The organism is Streptomyces sp. NPDC039736 (assembly GCF_055596485.1).
In genome coordinates this window covers 297,028-314,940 of sequence record NZ_JBVIUQ010000001.1, presented here as the reverse complement: position 1 = coordinate 314,940, position 17,913 = coordinate 297,028, and the positions used below count along the sequence as shown (strand labels likewise).

Sequence of the window (17,913 nt, the reverse complement as noted above, 5' to 3'; positions counted from 1 at the left end):
CGGGTTTTGGTCCGACAAGGAGCCGCACGTCACGCCCTGGCAAACTTGGCCCCATGAGCAGCAACGACACCACCGGCGCGCCGCCCGCGTCCGCCGACGTCCAGTCCGTCTCCGCCGAGCGCGACGCCGCGCCGCAGTTCGTCCTTCCGCTGGTGGCGCACATCGAGAAGACGGACCCGCCGGCCCGCACCGACGCACTGGAGACGGCCGCGCGGGCGGTCCTGACGATCCTGGCCGACGAGCGTTCGCTGGGCGAGGGCGAATGGGCCGGGGTCATGCGGGACTGGCAGGACGCCCGCATCCGCAAGGTGGTGCGGCGGGCGCGCGGCGCGGAGTGGCGCAAGGCGTCCGCGCTGCCCGGGATCACCGTCACGGGCAAGGCGGCGGAGGTACGGGTCTTCCCGCCCGTCCCGCTGGACGGCTGGCCCAAGGAGCTGGCCAAGCTCCAGGTGTCGGGCACCGACCTGGACGACCCGCAGGACCCCGGCGCCCCGGACCCCGGCGTTCCGGTCCTCTGGACGAGCCCGGACCTGGACATGTCGGCGGGCAAGGCGATGGCCCAGGCGGGGCACGGCGCGCAGCTCGCCTGGTGGGACCTCGCGGACGCGGACCGCGCGGCGTGGCGTGCGGCGGGCTTCCCGCTCGCCGTCCGCACGGCCGCTCCCGAGCAGTGGCGGCGGCTGACCGCGTCCGGTCTGCCGGTGGTCCGCGACGCGGGCTTCACGGAGATCGCCCCGGGCTCCGAGACGGTGATCGCGGACCATCCGGCGCTCGGCAGCCGGCCGGCCGGGCAGCACTGACAGCGCCCCCTCCGCCCCCGCACCACGCTCCCCTGAACGTGCCGGGTGTCTCACACGTACGCACGGATGCCGCCAAACCCCTGAAGGATCAAGGCACTTGGCGGTTGATTCGTTCGCGTACCGCAGCACCACGCACAGCGTCCGGGAGATTCGTCCATGCCCCCCGTCCTCTTCGCCCTGTTGCGCCGGATCAACGGCACCGCGCTCATCGTCACCGCCCTGATCGCCACCCTCGCCGCGCTGGCCTTCCCCATCTGGTCGTACGCCGACCGCTCCGGCACCGGGCAGGCGGACCTCGCGGCGTCCTCCGTGCCCACCAAGTGGGGTCCGCTGTCGGCCGCCGACCGGGACCTGCTGGTCAAGGTGCGCCTCGCCGGGCTGTGGGAGCTGCCCGCCGGGCAGCAGGCCATCGAACGCGCGCCCAGCCAGTCCGTCAAGGCCGCCGGGGACCACCTCGTGGTCGGGCACACCGACCTGGACGCCCGGGCCCGCGCGGTCGCCGCCCGGCTGGGCGTCGAGCTGCCCAACCAGCCGACCCCCGAACAGCAGGGCTGGCTGCGGGAGTTGTCGGCGGCGAGCGGGACGACGTACGAGCGTCTCTTCGCCAACCTGCTGCGGCGCGCCCACGGCAAGGTGTTCGCCGTCATCGCCCAGGTCCGCCACTCCACCCGCAACGCGCTGGTCCGACAGCTCGCGGACGCCTCCAACCAGACCGTGCTGGACCACATCACCATGCTGGAGGCGACCGGCCTCGTCGACTTCGACGCGATCGCCAACGAGGCGGCGGGCAACGCCACCGCCGGCCCTACGGGCCCTCCCCCGCCGGTGCCCGGCGTGCCCGTCCCGGTTCCGCCGCCCGCCCGGCCGACCGGCACCCAGACCTTCACCTCGCTGCCGTCCGCGCCGACGGTCGGCGAGATCGGCAGCCCGGCCGCCCGGCCGTGACGCGCGGGGCGGAACCTCAAATCAACCTCTGAACGTCCCCCCTCGTGGGTTCAGCGCCCCGCGACGGGGCCATGACCCCTGCACGGCACGCACCGAGGGGGACGGTATGGAACGCGAGGACCAGGGACTGAGGCTCGGCGTCGGCATCGGCTGGCGGCCCGAGATCGCCGACACGGTCGAGGCGCTGCCCGGCGTCGACTGGGTGGAGGTGGTCGCGGAGAACATCTGCCCCGGCCACCTCCCCGCCTCCCTGCTGCGGCTGCGCGAGCGCGGCACGAAGGTGATCCCGCACGGCGTGTCGCTGGGCATCGGCGGGGCGGAGCGCCCCGACCCGGACCGCCTCGCGTCCCTGGCCGCGCGCGCCGAGGCGCTGGGCGCGCCGCTGGTCACCGAGCACATCGCGTTCGTACGGGCGGGCGGACGGCTGACCGCGTCCCGGCCCCTGGAGGCCGGGCACCTGCTGCCGGTGCCGCGCACCTGGGACGCGCTGCGGGTGCTGTGCGAGAACGTGCGGATCGCCCAGGACCAGTTGCCGGTGCCGCTCGCGCTGGAGAACATCGCGGCCCTGTTCGCCTGGCCGGGCGAGGAGTTGACGGAGGGGCAGTTCCTGGCGGAGCTGGTGGGGCGCACCGGTGTACGGCTGCTCGTCGACGTCGCCAACCTGCACACCAACCGCGTCAACCGGGGCGAGGACCCGGCGCGGGCGCTGGACGAGCTGCCGGTCGAGTCGATCGCGTACGTCCATGTGGCGGGCGGCGTCGAGCGGGACGGTGTGTGGCACGACACGCACGCCCACCCGGTCACGGAACCGGTCCTGGAGGTGCTCGCCGAACTGCGCTCGCGGATCTCGCCGCCCGGAGTCCTGCTGGAGCGCGACGAGAACTTCCCGGAGGCGGCGGAGCTGGCCGGGGAACTGGACCTGATCCGCGGCGTGCTGGACTCTCCGCGGCTGGTGGGCGCGGGAGCCCCGGTCGGCGCCCCGTCGAGGGGGACGGCGGCGCGCACCGCCACGTCGGCGCAGGCCCGTACGTCAGCCCGCACCGCCACGTCGGCGCAGGCCCGTACGACAGGCCGCACCGCCACGTCCGCGCGCACCGCACCGGAGAGCACGCCCGCCCGCACCGCACCGGAGAGCACGGTCGGCTCGCCGGCGCACGGCGGCGAGCGGGCCCGGCCCGGCGGTGCTGCTCCGGTGCCCGTGCGGCCCGTGGCGAGCGGCGGCGCGACCGGCGACCCCGCGGCCGAGGCCGCCCGGGGCGGTCTCGCCATCGCGCAGGCCTCCCTGCTGGAAGCCCTCGTCGCCGGCGGGCCCGTGCCCGAGGGGTTCGACGGGCCGCGCATCCGGGTGCAGGCCAGGGCCCTCGTCGCCAAACGGGCCGGGATCGTCGCCAAGGTGGCGCCCGAGCTGCCGCGCATCCTCGGGGACGGGTTCCGGCCCGCGTTCGTCGCGTACGCCAGGCCGCGCCCGCTGTGCGGCGGATACCGCCGGGACGCCCTGGACTTCGCCGCGCACGCCCTCCTCCACGCGGACCTCGACCCCGCGCGGCGCCGCGAGCTGACGCACTGGTGGCGGGACCGGGCCGACGCCCGGCCGCCGTCCCTCGCCACCCGCCTCGTCCGGGCGGCGGCGGCCCTGGTCGGGAGGTGAGCCGTAGCCGTGGAGAACCCACTCGTTCTGATGTTCGCGGTCCTCGTCACCTGCTGCGCCCTCGGCTCCGGCCTCCGCCTGGCGGCCACCGTGCGCCGGGGGCACCGCCCCGAGGGCGTCGGACCTGGCCGTCTCGACCCCATGGAGGCCGCGTTCCTGATCGGCGGTCCCCTGCGTGCCGTGGACGCCGCCCTGACCGCCCTGCACCAGGACGGCCGGATCAGCGTCGGCGCGCCCGGCGTCGTCGTGGTGCACAGACCGAGGGCCCGTGACACCGTCGAACGCGCCGTGCTCCACGCGTACGGGACCACGGGCGGCGGGGCCCTGCACACCCTGCGCCTGGCGGCCGCCCACCACCCCGCCGTGCAGGAGATCGGCGACAGCCTGGCCGCACGCGGGCTGCTCCTGCCGCCGGACCGGAGCAACCTGTGGTCCGTCTGGGGCCATGTGCAGGCCCTCCTGTGCTGGATCGGGACGGTGTTCACCGTGCCCCTCGCGGTCGTCCTGCTGGTCGTGTCGGACGACGGGACCCCGTTCGTGGACTACGTCCCCTTCGCTGCGCCGACGCTGCCCGCCCTGTTCTTCGGCGTGTTCACCGGCCTCAGGTGGGGCATCCGTGCCAAGCGCTGGGTCACCGATCCGGGCCGGGCCTCGCTGCTCGCCCACCGCGCCGACCCGGCGAACGCCCTGACGCCCGCTCAGCAGGTCGCGCTGGGCGGCCTCGCGGCCGTCCCCGACCCCGGTCTGCGCCACCAGCTCCTCGCGGCGGCCCGCGTCCGCCCGGGGAGGACGCGGGCGCGTTCGGGCTCGCCGGTCCCGTACGTCCCCGCTGTGGCGACGGTCTGGTGCGCCGCCCACGCGCCGGGCAGCGGCAACCCTCGAGCAGGGTGCGGCGGCGGCGCGGGAGGCTGCTCGGGCGGCGGAGGGGGCTGCTCCGACGGAGGAGGCTGCTCGGGCGGAGGAGGCTGCTCCGGCGGAGGGAGCTGCTCCGGCGGAGGCGGCGGAAGCGGGGGCGACGGAGGCGGAGGAGGAGGTGGCGGCGGAGGCGGCGGGGGCGGTGATTGACCCCCGCGCGCCGCGCGCCCAAACACCCCACCGCACCCCACATCCCCCACGCCCGGTCACGAATACACAACACCCCGTCGACATCATGGACACGACACAACGGCGGGGTGTTCTCCTCACGTAGAACTCCGCCATGTTCTGGCTCCCGCTCCTCGCCCTCGCCTGGGCCGCCGCCATCGGCTCCTGCACCCGGCTCCTCCGTGCCGCCACCGCCGTGGCGGCCGTGGGCGACCACGCGCCCGACGTCCCGCCGCACGACGGCCCGCTCACGCTGCACGAGACCGCGTTCCTGTGCGGGGGCCCCGACCGGGTGGCCGACCTGACCCTGCTGACCATGCACGCCGACCGGCGCCTGCTGCTCGCCCACACCGGCTGGGCCACCGTCGTCACCCCGCACGGCCACAACGCCCTGGAGCGCGCGGTCATCGCCGCGGCGGGCCCGGAGGGCCGCTCCCGTACGTCAGCGGTACGCGCCGCGGTGGCCGCCGCCGACGCCGTACGGGCCCTGGCCGACCGCCTGACCGCCTCCGGGCTGGCCGTCCCCGCCCCCCTCCGGCAGGCGGAACGGCACGGGGTCCGCGCGGTGCGCGCCGCGAGCGCGCTGATCCTCGCGCTGGGCGCGGCGGCCGCGTTCGCCCTGCCGCAGGAGCCCGGCGGGTCCACCCCGGTCGCGCTCTGGTTCTCGCTGCCCCTGCTCCTCACCCTCGGCTGCCTGGCCGTCGCCCGCTTCGAGGTGCACCCGTACACCCAGTGGGCGTCCACGGCGGGCCGGATCCGGCTGCGTGCCCTGCGGGGCGACGCGCCGGGGGACGACCGCCGCGCCCTGCTCACCGCCGTCGCCGTGTCGGGCGTCCGGGCGATACCCGACCCGCGGCTGCGCACCGCGCTGACGGGGCCGTGAAGCAACGGGGTCAATGAGCCCGACACCGGACACCGGTGCTTTACATAGCCAACTGCCTTGCCAAGTATCCCTTTTGTCCAGCACGCCAGCCGAGCACGACAGCCGCCCCGGGCGCGACGCCCACAGCAGCGGCCGGAACAAGGGATCAGGGATCGCGATGAGAGCACTAGCGCTGTACGGAGCCGCCACCCTCGGCTCCCTGGTCCTGACGGCCCTCGCGGCGGCCCCCACCGGGGCGGCGGGCGGCCCCGGCGGGTCCCCGGAGGCGCGCGGCGTCGCCCTGGCCGCCCAGCGCGCCTCGGTCTCCGGGACGCCCTTCGGCCCGTGCCCGGAGTCGGAGCAACTGCCCGAGGCGGTGCGCTGCGCCACCGTCAAGGTCCCCCTCGACTACGCGAAGCCCGGGGGCAGACAGATCGGACTGACCGTCAGCCGCCTGAAGGCCGGCGGCAAGGACCCGAAGACGAAGAAGCCCGTCGCCCGCCAGGGCGCCCTGGTCTACAACCCGGGCGGCCCGGGCGCCTCCTCCATGTACTTCCCGCTGGTCTCCGGGATGCCGGAGTGGCGGAACATCGCCGCCGCCTACGACCTGGTGGGCTACTCGCCGCGCGGCGTCGCCCGCAGCGCCCCGCTGTCCTGCGCGGACCCCGAGGACTTCGGCCAGGCCCCCACCCAGGCGCCGGTGCACCCTTCGGAGTCGTACAAGAAGGAGCGGATCGCCCGCGCGAAGACGTACGCGAAGGGCTGCGCGCGGAAGGCGGGCGACGCGCTGCGCCACTACCACTCGCTCAACAACGCCCGTGACCTGGAGGTCCTGCGCGCCGCCCTCGGCGAGCCGAAGCTCACCTTCATGGGCGCCTCGTACGGAACCTACTTCGGCGCGCTGTACGCGGCCCTCCATCCCTCGCACGTGCGCCGGATGGTGTTCGACTCGGCGGTGAACCCCGATCCCGCGCAGATCTGGTACCGCAACAACCTCGACCAGTCGGCCGCCTTCGAGCGCCGCTGGGAGGACTTCCGCACCTGGGTCGCCAAGCACGACACGACGTACGGGCTGGGCGACACCCCGGAGGCCGTGCAGCACAGCTACGCCAAGGTCCGCGCCGAGCTGGCCCACAGGCCCGCGGGCGGCAGGGTCGGCCCCGGCCAGCTCCAGGCGGCGTACCTGCAGGCGGGCTACTACGACGACGTGTGGGCGATGCGCGCCACCGCCCTGTCCGAGTACCTCAAGGGCAACCCGAAGCCGCTGGTCGACCAGGCGGCTCCCCGCCCCGAGGCGGCCCGGGACAACGAGAACGGCACCGCCGTCTACACGGCCGTGGAGTGCAACGACGCCCCCTGGCCGGGCGACTGGCGGACCTGGGACCGCGACAACACGCGGCTGGCGAAGCGCGCCCCGTTCGAGACCTGGGACAACGCGTGGATGAACCTGCCGTGCGCCTACTGGACCCAGCCCCGGCAGCGGCCGGTGGACGTCCGGGTCGCGAAGGGGGCCCTGCCGCCGACCCTGATCCTGGCCGCCGAACGTGACGCGGCGACCCCGTACCGGGGCGCGCTCGAACTCCAGAAGCGGCTGCCGGGCGCGGCGCTGGTCACGGAGGAGGACGCGGGCACGCACGGCATCGGGGGCGGCGCGAACGCCTGCGTCAACAAACACCTGGAGACGTATCTGCTGACCGGTGCCACACCGGTGCGGCGCGCTGTGTGCGCGCCGCACCGGGAGCCGAACCCGGTGTCGCTGGACGGACGTGCCCTCCCCCTGCGGGGGATTCCGGCCGCCGTCTGATCTTCCGGGCTGGGGCGGTCCCCCTGGTGAATACGCACCAGGGAGACCGCCAAGTCAGGTGTTCCGTACGGAAGCCGACCGTACGGGAAGGGTCAGGCGAGCCCCGCCACGAGGTCCGCCACGCTCTTGCGGCGGCCGGTGTAGAAGGGCACCTCCTCGCGGACGTGCATCCGGGCCTCGGAGGCGCGCAGGTGGCGCATCAGGTCGACGATGCGGTACAGCTCGTCGGCCTCGAAGGCGAGCAGCCACTCGTAGTCGCCGAGCGAGAACGAGGCGACGGTGTTGGCGCGCACGTCGGGGTAGCCGCGGGCCATCTTGCCGTGGTCGGCGAGCATGCGGCGACGGTCCTCGTCGGGCAGCAGGTACCAGTCGTACGACCGCACGAACGGGTACACCGAGACGTAGTCGCGCGGGTTCTCGTCGGCGAGGAACGCCGGGATGTGCGACTTGTTGAACTCGGCGGGGCGGTGCAGCGCCATGTTCGACCACACGGGCTCCAGCGCGCGGCCCAGCTTCGTGCGGCGGAAGAGGTTGTACGCGCTCTGGAGCTCGTCCGCGGTCTCGGCGTGCCACCAGATCATGACGTCGGCGTCGGCGCGCAGCCCGGAGAGGTCGTAGGTGCCGCGGACGGTGACGTCCTCGGCGGCGAGCTTGTCGAAGAGCGCCTGGACCTCGTCGGCCCAGCCGTCGCGGTCCTCCGGCAGGACGTCGCGCAGCTTGAAGACGGACCACAGGGTGTAGCGGATGACCTCGTTGAGGTCCTTGGCCTTCTTGCCGGCGTTCGGGGCCTTGCCGCCGTTGGCGGGGACCTCGTTCGCGGCGTTCTCCTGAGCAGTCATGAGGCTATTGTCCCGTGCCGCCTGCCGTGCCCTCCACCAGGGTGGGCATGACCAAGATCTCTTCCGCGAGCGCGTCGGCTGCCCGCTGCCCGCTGCCGACGCAGGCGGGGATGCCGACCCCGTCGTACGCGGCCCCGCAGACCCGCAGTCCGGGCAGCCGCCCGACGGCCTCCCGGATGCGGGCGACGCGCGCGAGGTGGCCCACCGGGTACTGCGGCAGTCCCCCGATCCACCGGGTCACCCGGGTCTCGACGGGCCTCGCGGCCAGGCCCGTCGCCGCCCCCAGGTCCTTCAGCGACACGTCCACCAGCTCGGCGTCGTCGCGGTGCAGGTGCTCCTCCTCGCCGTACCGCCCCACTGACGTGCGCAGCACGAACAGGTCGGGGGAACGCTCGCTCACCCACCCCCACTTGCGCGAGGAGAAGGTGGACGCCTTGATGGTGTGCCCGTCCACGGGCGGCACCAGGAACCCGGACCCGGCCGGCAGCACGTCCTCCACCTCCTCGCGGGCGAAGGCCATGGTGACGAGGGCCATGGACGCGTACTCGACCTCCCGGAGCTCGGCGGCGGCGGCCGGCGCGACCTCGGCGAGCAGCGCGGACGCGGACCAGGCGGGAGCGGCGAGAACGACGCCGTCGGCCCGCAGTCCGCCGGTTTCGGTGCGTACGGTCCACTGCCCGTCCGTCCTGGTCAGGGCGAGTACGGGGGTCTCGGTACGGATCTGCCCGCCCCGCGCGCGCACCGCGTCCGCGACGGCTTCGGGAAGGCTGCCGATGCCGCCGTCGATGCCCATGAAGACGGGCCCGGTCCGCTGCTGGGCGGCGGCGCGCTCCTGCACCTCGCGGACGCCCTCCAGCAGCGAGGCGTGCGTGCGCGCGGCTTCGAAGAGGGCGGGCACGGCGGCCCGCAGCGAGGTCCGGTAGACGTCCCCGGCGTACACCCCGCCGAGCAGCGGTTCGACGAGCCGGTCGACGACCTCGCGCCCCAGCCGGGCGGCGATGTACTCGCCGATGGCGATGTCCTCCCCGACTTCGGTGCGGGCCAGCGTCCGGTCCTCCGCCACCCGGGAGAGACCCGCGGCGGACAGCACGCCGCCCAGCACGGCCGGGTCGCCCGGCACTCCCATGACGTGCCCTTGGGGCATGGGGGTCAGGACGCCCCGGTTCCAGAGGGAGGCGGTGGCGGTGGACGGCGGCTGGAGCCGGTCGCCGAGCCCGACCTCGCGGGCCAGGGCGACGGCCTCGGGCCGGCGGGCCAGCATGGACTCGGCTCCGAGGTCGACCCGGGTCCCGGCGATCTCCCCGGTCTCCAGCTTGCCGCCGAGCCGGTCGGTGGCCTCCAGGAGGGTCACCCGGGCCCCGGCGCCGGTGAGCCGGTGGGCGGCGGCGAGGCCGGCGATGCCGCCTCCGACGACGACGACGTGCGGGGCGCTCGCTCCCGCGTGCGCACCGGTGCTGGGGGGGCTGTCCGTACCGTTCATGTGTCCACTGTCTCAAACGCCGTGCCGCGTCCCGACCGTGACCTTCGAGTCCCGACCGTGACCGGTTCGGGGCCGCTTCGGAACCGGGAACCGGCAACCCGCGCCGCCACCCCACACGTCGAACCGGCAACATCCTTCACCACTTTCGGGGGGACCGAGATGCGGGCAGCAGTGACGACGGCGGGCGGCAGGACACGGCGGATTTCCATGATCGGGGCGGCGGTGGTGGCGGCGGCGCTCGCGCTCGGCGGCTGCGGGGCGGGCGACGAAGGGGGCCGCTCCGACCACGGCAACGACAAGGCCGCGGCGCCCGAAGCGGCCGCGAAGCAGCCGGGCACGGGGGCCGGGGCGGACGCGGCGAAGCCGGGCGCGCCGTCCGCCGCGCGGCCCACGGCCCCGGTGGCCAGGGCTCACGTGATCCGCACCGCGGAGCTCCACATGGAGGTCAAGAGCACGGTCCGGACGCTGACCGAGGCACGGGCGACCGCCGAGACGGCGGGCGGCTACGTCGGCAACGAGTCGACGGAACGCGACGACGGCGACCACATCCACTCCCGGATCGCCCTGCGCGTTCCGCAGGACAGGTTCTCGGAGACCCTCGCCGCGCTGGAGAAGAAGCCCGGCAAGATCCTCGGCCGCAAGGTGGACGCCAAGGACGTCACCGGCCAGGTGGTGGACCTGGCGAGCCGGATCAAGTCGCAGCGGGTGAGCGTGGCGCGGGTCCAGGAGTTCATGGACCGCGCGACGAAGCTGAGCGACGTGGTCACACTGGAGGCCGAACTCTCCAGCCGACAGGCGGAGTTGGAGTCGCTGCTCGCCCGGCAGAACACCCTGGCCGACCAGACGGGCATGAGCACGATCACGCTGGTGCTGACGGAGACGCCGCCGAAGAAGCCCGCCGAGGAGCCGGAGGAGGACGGACCGGGCTTCCTCGACGCCTTGGGCGGCGGCTGGGACGCGTTCCTGACCACGGTCAGGTGGATCGCGGTGGTGGCCGGCGCGGTGGCCCCCTTCGCGGCGGCGCTCGCCCTGCTCTGGCTCCTGTGGCGCAAGGTCCTCGCCCCGCGGGTCCCGCGCAGGGCCGTGGGGAGCGGGCCGTCGGCTCCCGGGGAGGGCGGGGCGCCGGAGGAGGGGTAGCCCGGTCGGGGGGTGGACGGTTCCGCGCGGATGCGTTGCGGCTGGTCGCTCGCGCGCGGCGAAGCCGCACACCCACACGGCCCCGCGCCCCTGCCAGGGGTGCGGGGAACCGTGCGAGCAGCCCGCCACCGGGCCGCGCGGCCGCGCGCTCCGGGTGAAGGGGCGGGGCCGGGGCGTCGCCGCAGGCAACCGGGCCCCCGGCCGCACGCCGCAGCCGGGGCCGGGCACGGGGCCGCCAGGAAACGCCCCGCACCACGCGCGAGGAACCCGCCCGCCACCCTCCGTCAAGGAGAGGCCATAGCGTGTGCTCATGACTTCCACCTCCCCCGAGACCCTGATCGTCATCGGCGGCGACGCCGCCGGCATGTCCGCCGCCTCCCAGGCACGCCGGCTCAAGAGCCCCGCCGAGCTCAAGATCATCGCCTTCGAGCGCGGCCGGTTCACCTCGTACTCCGCCTGCGGCATCCCGTACTGGGTCGGCGGCGACGTCTCCGACCGGGACGACCTGATCGCCCGTACGCCCGAAGAGCACCGGGCCCGCGAGATCGACCTGCGCATGCAGACCGAGGTCGTCGGGATCGACGTGGAGGGCCGCCGGGTGAAGTCCCGCAACCTCAAGACCGGCAACGACGTCTGGACCTCGTACGACAAGCTCGTCATCGCGACCGGCGCGCGCCCGGTGCGCCCGCCGATCCCGGGCATCGACGCCCCGGGCGTCCACGGCGTGCAGAATCTGGGCGACGGCCAGGCCCTCCTGGACACCCTCGCCGGCACCGAGGGCCGCCGCGCGGTCGTGGTCGGCGCGGGGTACATCGGCGTCGAGATGGCCGAGTCCCTGATGAAGCGCGGTTACGAGGTCACCCTCATCAACCGCGGCGAGCAGCCGATGTCCACCCTCGACCCCGACATGGGGGCCCTGGTGCACGGGGCGATGACCGGCATGGGCATCACCGTGGTCTCCGACGCCGAGGTCACCGAGATCCTCACCGGCGCGGACGGCCGGGTGAGCGGCGTGGCCGCCGGCGCGGCCACCTACCCCGCCGACGTGGTGGTCCTGGGCGTCGGCGTCACCCCGGAGACGACGCTCGCGAAGGCCGCGGGCCTCCCCGTCGGCCCCTCCGGCGGCCTGGTCACCGACCTGTCCATGCGGGTGCGCGGCCACGAGGACATCTGGGCGGGCGGCGACTGCGTGGAGGTCCTGGACCTGGTCTCGGGCCGGCTGCGCCACATCCCGCTCGGTACGCACGCCAACAAGCACGGCCAGGTCATCGGCTCCAACGTGGGCGGCGACTACGCCACCTTCCCGGGCGTGGTCGGCACTGCGGTCAGCAAGGTCTGCGACCTGGAGATCGCCCGCACGGGCCTGCGCGAGAAGGACGCCCGCGCGGAGGGCCTCCAGTTCGTGACGGTACGGATCGAGTCGACGAGCCGCGCCGGGTACTACCCCGGGGCGTCCCCGATGACGGTCAAGATGACCGCCGAACGCCGCACCGGCAGGCTGCTCGGCGTCCAGATCGTCGGCCGCGAGGGCGCGGCCAAGCGGGTGGACATCGCGGCGGTCGCCCTCACCGCGAACATGACGGTCGACCGGATGACCGCCCTGGACCTGGGGTACGCCCCGCCCTTCTCGCCGGTCTGGGACCCGGTCCTGGTGGCGGCCCGCAAGGCGGTGGCAGCGGTGCGCAGGGCGCGGGGATAACGCCTGGGAGGGGCGGACCGTACATCCGGGGCGGTCCGCCCCTCCTCCCGAGGTCTGCGCGCCGTAGACCATCGGCGGATGCCCGCGAGGACCCGCGCCGGGCCAGAGTGCGACCGGTAGGACACCGGACCACGGGAGGCACCATGCGCGACGCGGGACTCAGCAGAGCGGCGTTCCTGACCGGCACGGCGGCGGCCGCGCTCACGGCGGCGACGGGCCCGGCCCCGGCCGCCGGACGCGGCGCCGCGCCGCGGACGCCCGGACGCCCCGGCCTGACCCACCACGGCGTCGGCTACGAGATCGAGGACGGCGAGCACCCGGAGACCGGCTGGCACGCCGACCGGATGCGCCGCGACCTGCGGGTCATCGCCGACCGCCTGCACGCGAGCTCGGTCTCCCTGTTCGGCACGGGCATCGACCGCCTCGCCGCCACGGCGGCCGAGGCCGCCGAACGCGGCCTGCACCTGTGGCTCCAGCCCCGGCTCGCCGACGCCCCGCACGCGGACATCCTCGACCACCTCGCCGAGACCGGCCGGGTCGCGGAGCGCCTGCGCCGCCAGGGCGCACGGGTCGAACTCAGCGTGGGCTGCGAGTTCGTCCTCTTCGTGCCCGGCATCGCGCCGGGGGCCGACGCCGTCGAACGGATCAAGAACCTCACCGAGGGGAACTTCGACCCGGTGCGACTGGCGCGCGGGCTGAGCGAGTTCATCGCCCGCGCGGCGAGCACGGGCCGGTCGGTCTTCCGGGGCCCGCTGACGTACGGCGCCGCGCACGAGGACGACGTCGACTGGCGCCTCTTCGACGTGGTCGGCGTCAACTACTACGGACACCACCGCCGACGCTCCGGATACATCAAGGACCTGACGCGCCATCAGAAGTGGGGCAAGCCCGTGGCCGTCACGGAGTTCGGCACCTGCACCTTCGAGGGCGCACCGGAGAAGGGCGGCATGGGCTGGGACGCCGTGGACCACACCAAGGACCCGCCGGAGATCGTCGGCGGCCCGGTCCGCAGCGAACGCGCCCAGGCCGCGTACCTCGCCGACGTGCTCGACGTCTTCGAGTCGCTGAACCTGTACGCCGCGCAGGCCTACCAGTTCGTGGCGCCGGACGCCCCGCACCGCCCGCACGATCCGCGGCACGACCTGGACCTGGCGTCCTACGCCCTGGTCAAGCCGCTCTGGAAGAGGCAGGACCGGCCGACGGCGGCCTGGCACTGGGAGCCGAAGGAGTCCTTCCACACCCTGGCCCGGCACTACGGCCGGGCCGGGGAACGCCGGTCCTAGCGCGCGGTCCGGGTGTGGACGTACTCGACGAGCCGGGACAGCGCGTCCGGGTCCATCGACGGCAGCACCCCGTGCCCGAGGTTGAAGACGTGCCCCTCCAGGTCCTTCGCGGCCGCCAGCACCTCGTCCGTCTTGGCCATGACGGCCTCGGGGCCGGCGAACAGGACGGCCGGGTCCAGGTTGCCCTGGAGCGCCTTGCCGGGGCCGACCCGGCGGGCCGCCTCGTCCAGCGGCACCCGCCAGTCGACGCCCACCACGTCCGCACCGGCCTGCCCCATCAGCCCCAGCAGCTCGCCGGTGCCCACGCCGAAGTGGATGCGCGGCACGCCGTAGGGGGCGACGGCCTCGAAGACCTTCGCGGAGGCGGGCATCACGGACTTCACGTAGTCGGCCGGGGACAGCGCCCCCACCCAGGAGTCGAAGAGCTGGACCGCCGAGGCGCCGGCCTCGATCTGGACCTTGAGGAAGTCGCCGGTGATGTGCGCGAGGCGGTCCACGAGGTCGGCCCAGAGCTGCGGGTCGCCGTACATCATGGCCTTGGTGTTCTCGTGGTTGCGGGACGGGCCGCCCTCCACGAGGTAGCTCGCGAGGGTGAACGGCGCGCCCGCGAAGCCGATCAGCGGGGTCCCGCCGAGCTCCTCCACCAGCATCCCGACCGCCTCGGTGACGTACCAGACGTCCTCGGGGGTCAGGTCGCGCAGCCGGTCCAGGTCGGCCCTGGTGCGGATCGGGTCGGCGACGACCGGGCCGACTCCGGGCTTGATGTCCAGGTCGACGCCGATGGCCTTGAGCGGGACGACGATGTCGCTGAAGTAGATCGCCGCGTCCACCTGGTGGCGGCGCACGGGCTGGAGGGTGATCTCCTTGACCAGCTCCGGCATCATGCAGGAGTCGAGCATCGGGATGCCCTCGCGCACCTTCAGGTACTCGGGCAGCGAGCGCCCCGCCTGCCGCATGAACCACACCGGCGTGTGCGGCACCTCTTCGCGCCTGCACGCCTTCAGGAAGGCCGAGTCGTACGTCTTGCTCTGCGGGCGGCCCGTGGGGGCTTCGTTGGCACTCACGTACCAAATCTTCGCACGCGCGCGGAAGCACTCGCCCCGGGCCGGGTGTCCCTCCCGCCGTAGGGGCTGCCTTCCGCCTACCCTTCCCCGCATGGCTCCGGCTCAGGGACGATTTTCAGATGACGCGCACGGTCACTCGCATGGCAGCAACGACAGGGACGGCATGGAGGAGAACACCGCCCCGCTCCCCTTCCGCCAGGCGGTGGACGCGCTGCGCGCCGCCCGGCTGCGTCCCGAGGTGGAGATCGACCCGACGAAGCCCCCCAAACGGCTCGCCCCGTACGCGTACGCGCTGGAGGCGGCGGTGGTCGACGGCGACGAGGACCTGGCCGACGGCCGTCTCGTCCTGCTCCACGACCCGGCCGGGCACGACGCCTGGCAGGGCACCTTCCGCCTGGTGACCCTGCTGCGGGCGGAGCTGGAGCCGGAGATGGCCGCCGATCCGCTCCTGCCGGAGGTCTGCTGGTCCTGGCTGACGGGCGCGATGGACGCCCGCAACCTGTCGTACGGAGAGGCCAGCGGCACGGTCACCCGGGCCGGTTCGCACTACTTCGGGGGCCTCTCGGACCGCAGGCCCGCCACCCAGATCGAGATCCGGGCCTCCTGGACCCCGCGCGAGGGACTCGGCGGGGTGCCGGACACGGCGTCCTATCTGGCGGCCTGGTGCGATCTGCTGTGCCAGGTCGCCGGTCTGCCCCCGGCACCGGTGAACGGTCCCGAGACCGGCCTCTCGGGCCTGCCGGGCGTGGTGTCACTGCCGCAGCGGCGCGGCCCGCAACTGCCCTGACCTGCGGTGACGGCCCGTCAGCCGGTCCGCGGCGGCTTCTGCGGCGGCGCGCTGACGGGGCGTTCGGGAGTCGCTCCCACCGGGGGCCCTCTCGATCGTCCGTCCGAATTGCCCGAAATGTTACTCATCAATTCGTGATCTTTCCCTAAAGCCGGGCGGGGTTGCTGCCGAAGGAGTCATTGACCCTTCCAGCACGGTTCGCCCCGGCTTGACCCCCATCAGGCCGGTGCCTTCCGCCACTCTTCCGGAGGCCTGGTGTCCGTTCTCCTTGAGCAGCCCGCAAGCATTGGCGCCTACCGGCCGAACAAGCCGACCGCCATGGTCGTCGTGGCCGATCCGCGCGTACGCTCCACCGTCACCCGCCACCTGTGGGCCCTCGGGGTACGTGACGTCATCGAGGCGTCCTCCATCGCCGAGGCCCGGCCGCGCGTCGGCCACCCCCGCGACATCTGCGTCGCCGACGTCCACCTGCCCGACGGCTCGGGTCTGACCCTGCTGTCGGAGACCCGTGCCGCGGGCTGGCCCAACGGGCTCGCCCTGTCCGCCGCCGACGACATCGGCGCCGTGCGCAACGCCCTCGCGGGCGGTGTGAAGGGCTACGTCGTCACCGGCACCCGCAACAACATCGGCCAGCACCCCGGCCGCCCCGGGGCCGCCCCCATCGGCGCCGCAGCCGCCCGTATGCACCGCCGCCCCCCGGGCGCCCCGAGCCACCCGGGCGGCTACCGCGAACTCTCCGGCCGTGAGGTCGAAGTACTGAGACTCGTCGCGGAGGGCCAGTCCAACAAGGCCATCGGCGTCTCGATGGGCCTGTCCGCCCTCACCGTCAAGAGCCACCTGGCGCGCATCGCCCGCAAGCTGGGCACCGGCGACCGGGCGGGCATGGTGGCGGTGGCCCTCCGCACCGGCATCATCCACTGACCTCTCCCCCGTCCCTTTTCCCTCCCTCCCCCTCCTTCCCGTCCTTCCCGTCCTTTCCCTGCGTCTCTCGTTCTCCCGGTCACGGCCGTGCCCGCGGGTCTTCCGCCCCGGGCGTCCTCGCCGGGTGAACCTCCGGGTTCCCGGCGGACCCGGTCCCGGTGTGACCCCCGCGGCACCGGAGCCCGGCGGCGGAACGTTCCGCCGCCGGGCTCTTCCGTACGCTCGGGCGTCGTGCCGCTGTCATACCCCTATACCCTTGACAGGTGACCGACGCCCAAGAGACCGCAGCAGAAGCAGACCTGCGAACCACCGGGGGCGGCCCCCCGGACGACGTCGAACCGGCGCCGATCCCACTGTTGGAGCCACGGGAGGGCATCCCGCCCGTCGTGGCGACGCAGGAGGCCCTCGACGAAGTGATCGCGGCATTCGCCGCCGGAACCGGCCCCGTCGCCGTCGACGCCGAGCGCGCGTCCGGCTACCGGTACGGCCAGCGGGCCTACCTCGTCCAGTTGCGCCGCGAGGGCGCGGGCAGCGCGCTGATCGACCCGGTCGGCTGCCCCGACCTCTCCGGCCTCGGCGACGCGATTGCCGACGCGGAGTGGGTCCTGCACGCGGCGACCCAGGACCTCCCCTGCCTGCGCGAAATAGGCATGATCCCCACCCGGATCTTCGACACGGAGCTGGCGGGCCGCCTCGCGGGCATCCCCCGCGTGGGCCTCGGCGCGATCGTCGAGAACCTGCTCGGGTACGCCCTGGAGAAGGGCCACTCCGCCGTCGACTGGTCCACCCGCCCCCTCCCCGAGCCGTGGCTGCGCTACGCCGCGCTGGACGTCGAGCTCCTCGTGGACCTGCGGGACGCCCTGGAGAAGGAGCTGGACCGGCAGGGCAAGCTGGACTGGGCGCTCCAGGAGTTCCGCGCCATCGCCGAGGCCCCGCCCGCGCCGCCGCGCAAGGACCCCTGGCGGCGCACGTCCGGGATGCACAAGGTGCGCGGCCGCCGCCGCCTCGCGGTCGTGCGGGAACTGTGGAACACCCGCGACACGATCGCCCAGCGCCGTGACGTCTCCCCCGGCAAGGTCCTCAGCGACGCCGCGATCGTCGAGGCGTCCCTCGCGGTGCCCCTGAACGCGAACGCGCTCGCCGCGCTCCCCGGCTTCGGCCACCGGATGGGCCGCCGTCAGCTCGAACAGTGGCAGGCGGCCATCGACCGGGCCAAGGCGCTCCCCGACGTCGAGCTCCCGCAGCCGGGCCAGGCGGTGGCGGGCCCTCCGCCGCCGCGGTCCTGGGCCGACAAGGACCCGGCCGCGGCGGCCCGCCTCTCGGCGGCGCGGGCCGCAGTCTCGGCGCTGGCCGAGGAGCTCAACATGCCGCAGGAGAACCTGATCACGCCGGACACGGTGCGCAGGGTCTGCTGGGAGCCGCCGAAGCCGGCGACGCCGGAGCAGGTGGCCGGGACGCTGGCCTCGTACGGGGCGCGCCCCTGGCAGGTCGAGCTGGTCACCCCGCTGCTGGTGGCGGCCCTGGCGGCGGAGCCGGCGCCGCAGGCGTGAGCGCGCGGCGC

15 protein-coding genes are annotated in these 17,913 nt (G+C 74.4%); 12 read left to right on the top strand and 3 right to left on the bottom strand.

The window, feature by feature from the left end:
• Positions 1-53 precede the first annotated feature (53 nt).
• The 6 genes from ACZ56L_RS01310 to ACZ56L_RS01285 all read left to right on the top strand — a co-directional run bounded on the left by ACZ56L_RS01310 (position 54) and on the right by ACZ56L_RS01285 (position 7,142).
• A complete protein-coding gene (locus ACZ56L_RS01310) occupies positions 54-800 on the top strand; it encodes a peptidyl-tRNA hydrolase (RefSeq protein WP_471060256.1) in 747 nt (248 codons plus the stop codon).
• A gap of 180 nt (positions 801-980) precedes the next feature.
• The gene (locus tag ACZ56L_RS01305) at positions 981-1,745 is read left to right on the top strand and encodes a DUF4142 domain-containing protein (protein WP_471061632.1); all 765 of its coding nucleotides are present in this window, start codon (positions 981-983) and stop codon (positions 1,743-1,745) included.
• Positions 1,746-1,872: 127 nt separating this feature from the next.
• On the top strand, positions 1,873-3,393 hold the full coding sequence (locus ACZ56L_RS01300) for an MbnB/TglH/ChrH family RiPP precursor modification enzyme (RefSeq protein ID WP_471061629.1): 1,521 nt from the start codon (positions 1,873-1,875) through the stop codon (positions 3,391-3,393).
• A 9-nt stretch (positions 3,394-3,402) separates the two neighbouring features.
• Entirely contained in the window at positions 3,403-4,458 is a 1,056-nt protein-coding gene (locus ACZ56L_RS01295) for a TIGR04222 domain-containing membrane protein (RefSeq protein WP_471060252.1), read from the top strand.
• A 133-nt stretch (positions 4,459-4,591) separates the two neighbouring features.
• The gene (locus tag ACZ56L_RS01290) at positions 4,592-5,359 is read left to right on the top strand and encodes a TIGR04222 domain-containing membrane protein (protein ID WP_471060248.1); all 768 of its coding nucleotides are present in this window, start codon (positions 4,592-4,594) and stop codon (positions 5,357-5,359) included.
• Positions 5,360-5,516: 157 nt separating this feature from the next.
• Positions 5,517-7,142 carry an alpha/beta hydrolase gene (locus ACZ56L_RS01285; RefSeq protein WP_471060246.1) on the top strand — a complete coding sequence of 542 codons (1,626 nt, stop codon included), beginning with the start codon at positions 5,517-5,519 and terminating at the stop codon, positions 7,140-7,142.
• A 92-nt stretch (positions 7,143-7,234) separates the two neighbouring features.
• On the opposite strand, the gene hemQ is transcribed toward ACZ56L_RS01285, so the two are convergent.
• A complete protein-coding gene (hemQ, locus tag ACZ56L_RS01280) occupies positions 7,235-7,981 on the bottom strand; it encodes a hydrogen peroxide-dependent heme synthase (RefSeq protein ID WP_345217673.1) in 747 nt (248 codons plus the stop codon).
• Between the two features lie 4 nt (positions 7,982-7,985).
• Entirely contained in the window at positions 7,986-9,461 is a 1,476-nt protein-coding gene (gene hemG, locus ACZ56L_RS01275) for a protoporphyrinogen oxidase (RefSeq protein WP_468683277.1), read from the bottom strand.
• Between the two features lie 159 nt (positions 9,462-9,620).
• Between hemG and ACZ56L_RS01270 the strand changes: the two genes are divergently transcribed.
• From ACZ56L_RS01270 to ACZ56L_RS01260, 3 genes are all read left to right on the top strand, one after another.
• Complete coding sequence (locus ACZ56L_RS01270) at positions 9,621-10,598, top strand: DUF4349 domain-containing protein (RefSeq protein WP_471060241.1); 978 nt, start codon at positions 9,621-9,623, stop codon at positions 10,596-10,598.
• A 310-nt stretch (positions 10,599-10,908) separates the two neighbouring features.
• Positions 10,909-12,297, top strand: coding sequence for an FAD-dependent oxidoreductase (locus ACZ56L_RS01265; RefSeq protein ID WP_471060238.1), 1,389 nt, complete (start codon positions 10,909-10,911; stop codon positions 12,295-12,297).
• Positions 12,298-12,440: 143 nt separating this feature from the next.
• On the top strand, positions 12,441-13,580 hold the full coding sequence (locus tag ACZ56L_RS01260) for an abortive phage infection protein (RefSeq protein ID WP_471060235.1): 1,140 nt from the start codon (positions 12,441-12,443) through the stop codon (positions 13,578-13,580).
• Here the strand turns inward: ACZ56L_RS01260 and hemE are convergent.
• Positions 13,577-14,644 (bottom strand): uroporphyrinogen decarboxylase, encoded by a 1,068-nt coding sequence (gene hemE, locus ACZ56L_RS01255; protein ID WP_345217663.1) that lies wholly within the window; start codon positions 14,642-14,644, stop codon positions 13,577-13,579. The genes ACZ56L_RS01260 and hemE overlap by 4 nt on opposite strands.
• A 91-nt stretch (positions 14,645-14,735) precedes the next feature.
• Between hemE and ACZ56L_RS01250 the strand changes: the two genes are divergently transcribed.
• The 3 genes from ACZ56L_RS01250 (at position 14,736) to ACZ56L_RS01240 (ending at position 17,902) form a co-directional block, all read left to right on the top strand.
• Entirely contained in the window at positions 14,736-15,431 is a 696-nt protein-coding gene (locus tag ACZ56L_RS01250) for a DUF3000 domain-containing protein (protein WP_345217661.1), read from the top strand.
• A gap of 255 nt (positions 15,432-15,686) precedes the next feature.
• Positions 15,687-16,352: a response regulator transcription factor gene (locus ACZ56L_RS01245; RefSeq protein ID WP_345217659.1), complete on the top strand. Its 666-nt coding sequence runs from the start codon at positions 15,687-15,689 to the stop codon at positions 16,350-16,352.
• A gap of 263 nt (positions 16,353-16,615) precedes the next feature.
• On the top strand, positions 16,616-17,902 hold the full coding sequence (locus ACZ56L_RS01240) for a ribonuclease D (RefSeq protein WP_345217657.1): 1,287 nt from the start codon (positions 16,616-16,618) through the stop codon (positions 17,900-17,902).
• Positions 17,903-17,913 lie beyond the last annotated feature (11 nt).

Bases quoted from the DNA above. Each gene is read 5' to 3' on its own strand.
- ACZ56L_RS01310 (WP_471060256.1), top strand. From the start codon at position 54: ATGAGCAGCAACGACACCACCGGCGCGCCGCCCGCGTCCGCCGACGTC.
- ACZ56L_RS01290 (WP_471060248.1), top strand. From the start codon at position 4,592: ATGTTCTGGCTCCCGCTCCTCGCCCTCGCCTGGGCCGCCGCCATCGGC.
- ACZ56L_RS01285 (WP_471060246.1), top strand. From the start codon at position 5,517: ATGAGAGCACTAGCGCTGTACGGAGCCGCCACCCTCGGCTCCCTGGTC.
- hemQ (WP_345217673.1), bottom strand. From the start codon at position 7,981: ATGACTGCTCAGGAGAACGCCGCGAACGAGGTCCCCGCCAACGGCGGC.
- hemG (WP_468683277.1), bottom strand. From the start codon at position 9,461: ATGAACGGTACGGACAGCCCCCCCAGCACCGGTGCGCACGCGGGAGCG.
- ACZ56L_RS01270 (WP_471060241.1), top strand. From the start codon at position 9,621: ATGCGGGCAGCAGTGACGACGGCGGGCGGCAGGACACGGCGGATTTCC.
- ACZ56L_RS01265 (WP_471060238.1), top strand. From the start codon at position 10,909: ATGACTTCCACCTCCCCCGAGACCCTGATCGTCATCGGCGGCGACGCC.
- ACZ56L_RS01260 (WP_471060235.1), top strand. From the start codon at position 12,441: ATGCGCGACGCGGGACTCAGCAGAGCGGCGTTCCTGACCGGCACGGCG.
- ACZ56L_RS01250 (WP_345217661.1), top strand. From the start codon at position 14,736: ATGGCTCCGGCTCAGGGACGATTTTCAGATGACGCGCACGGTCACTCG.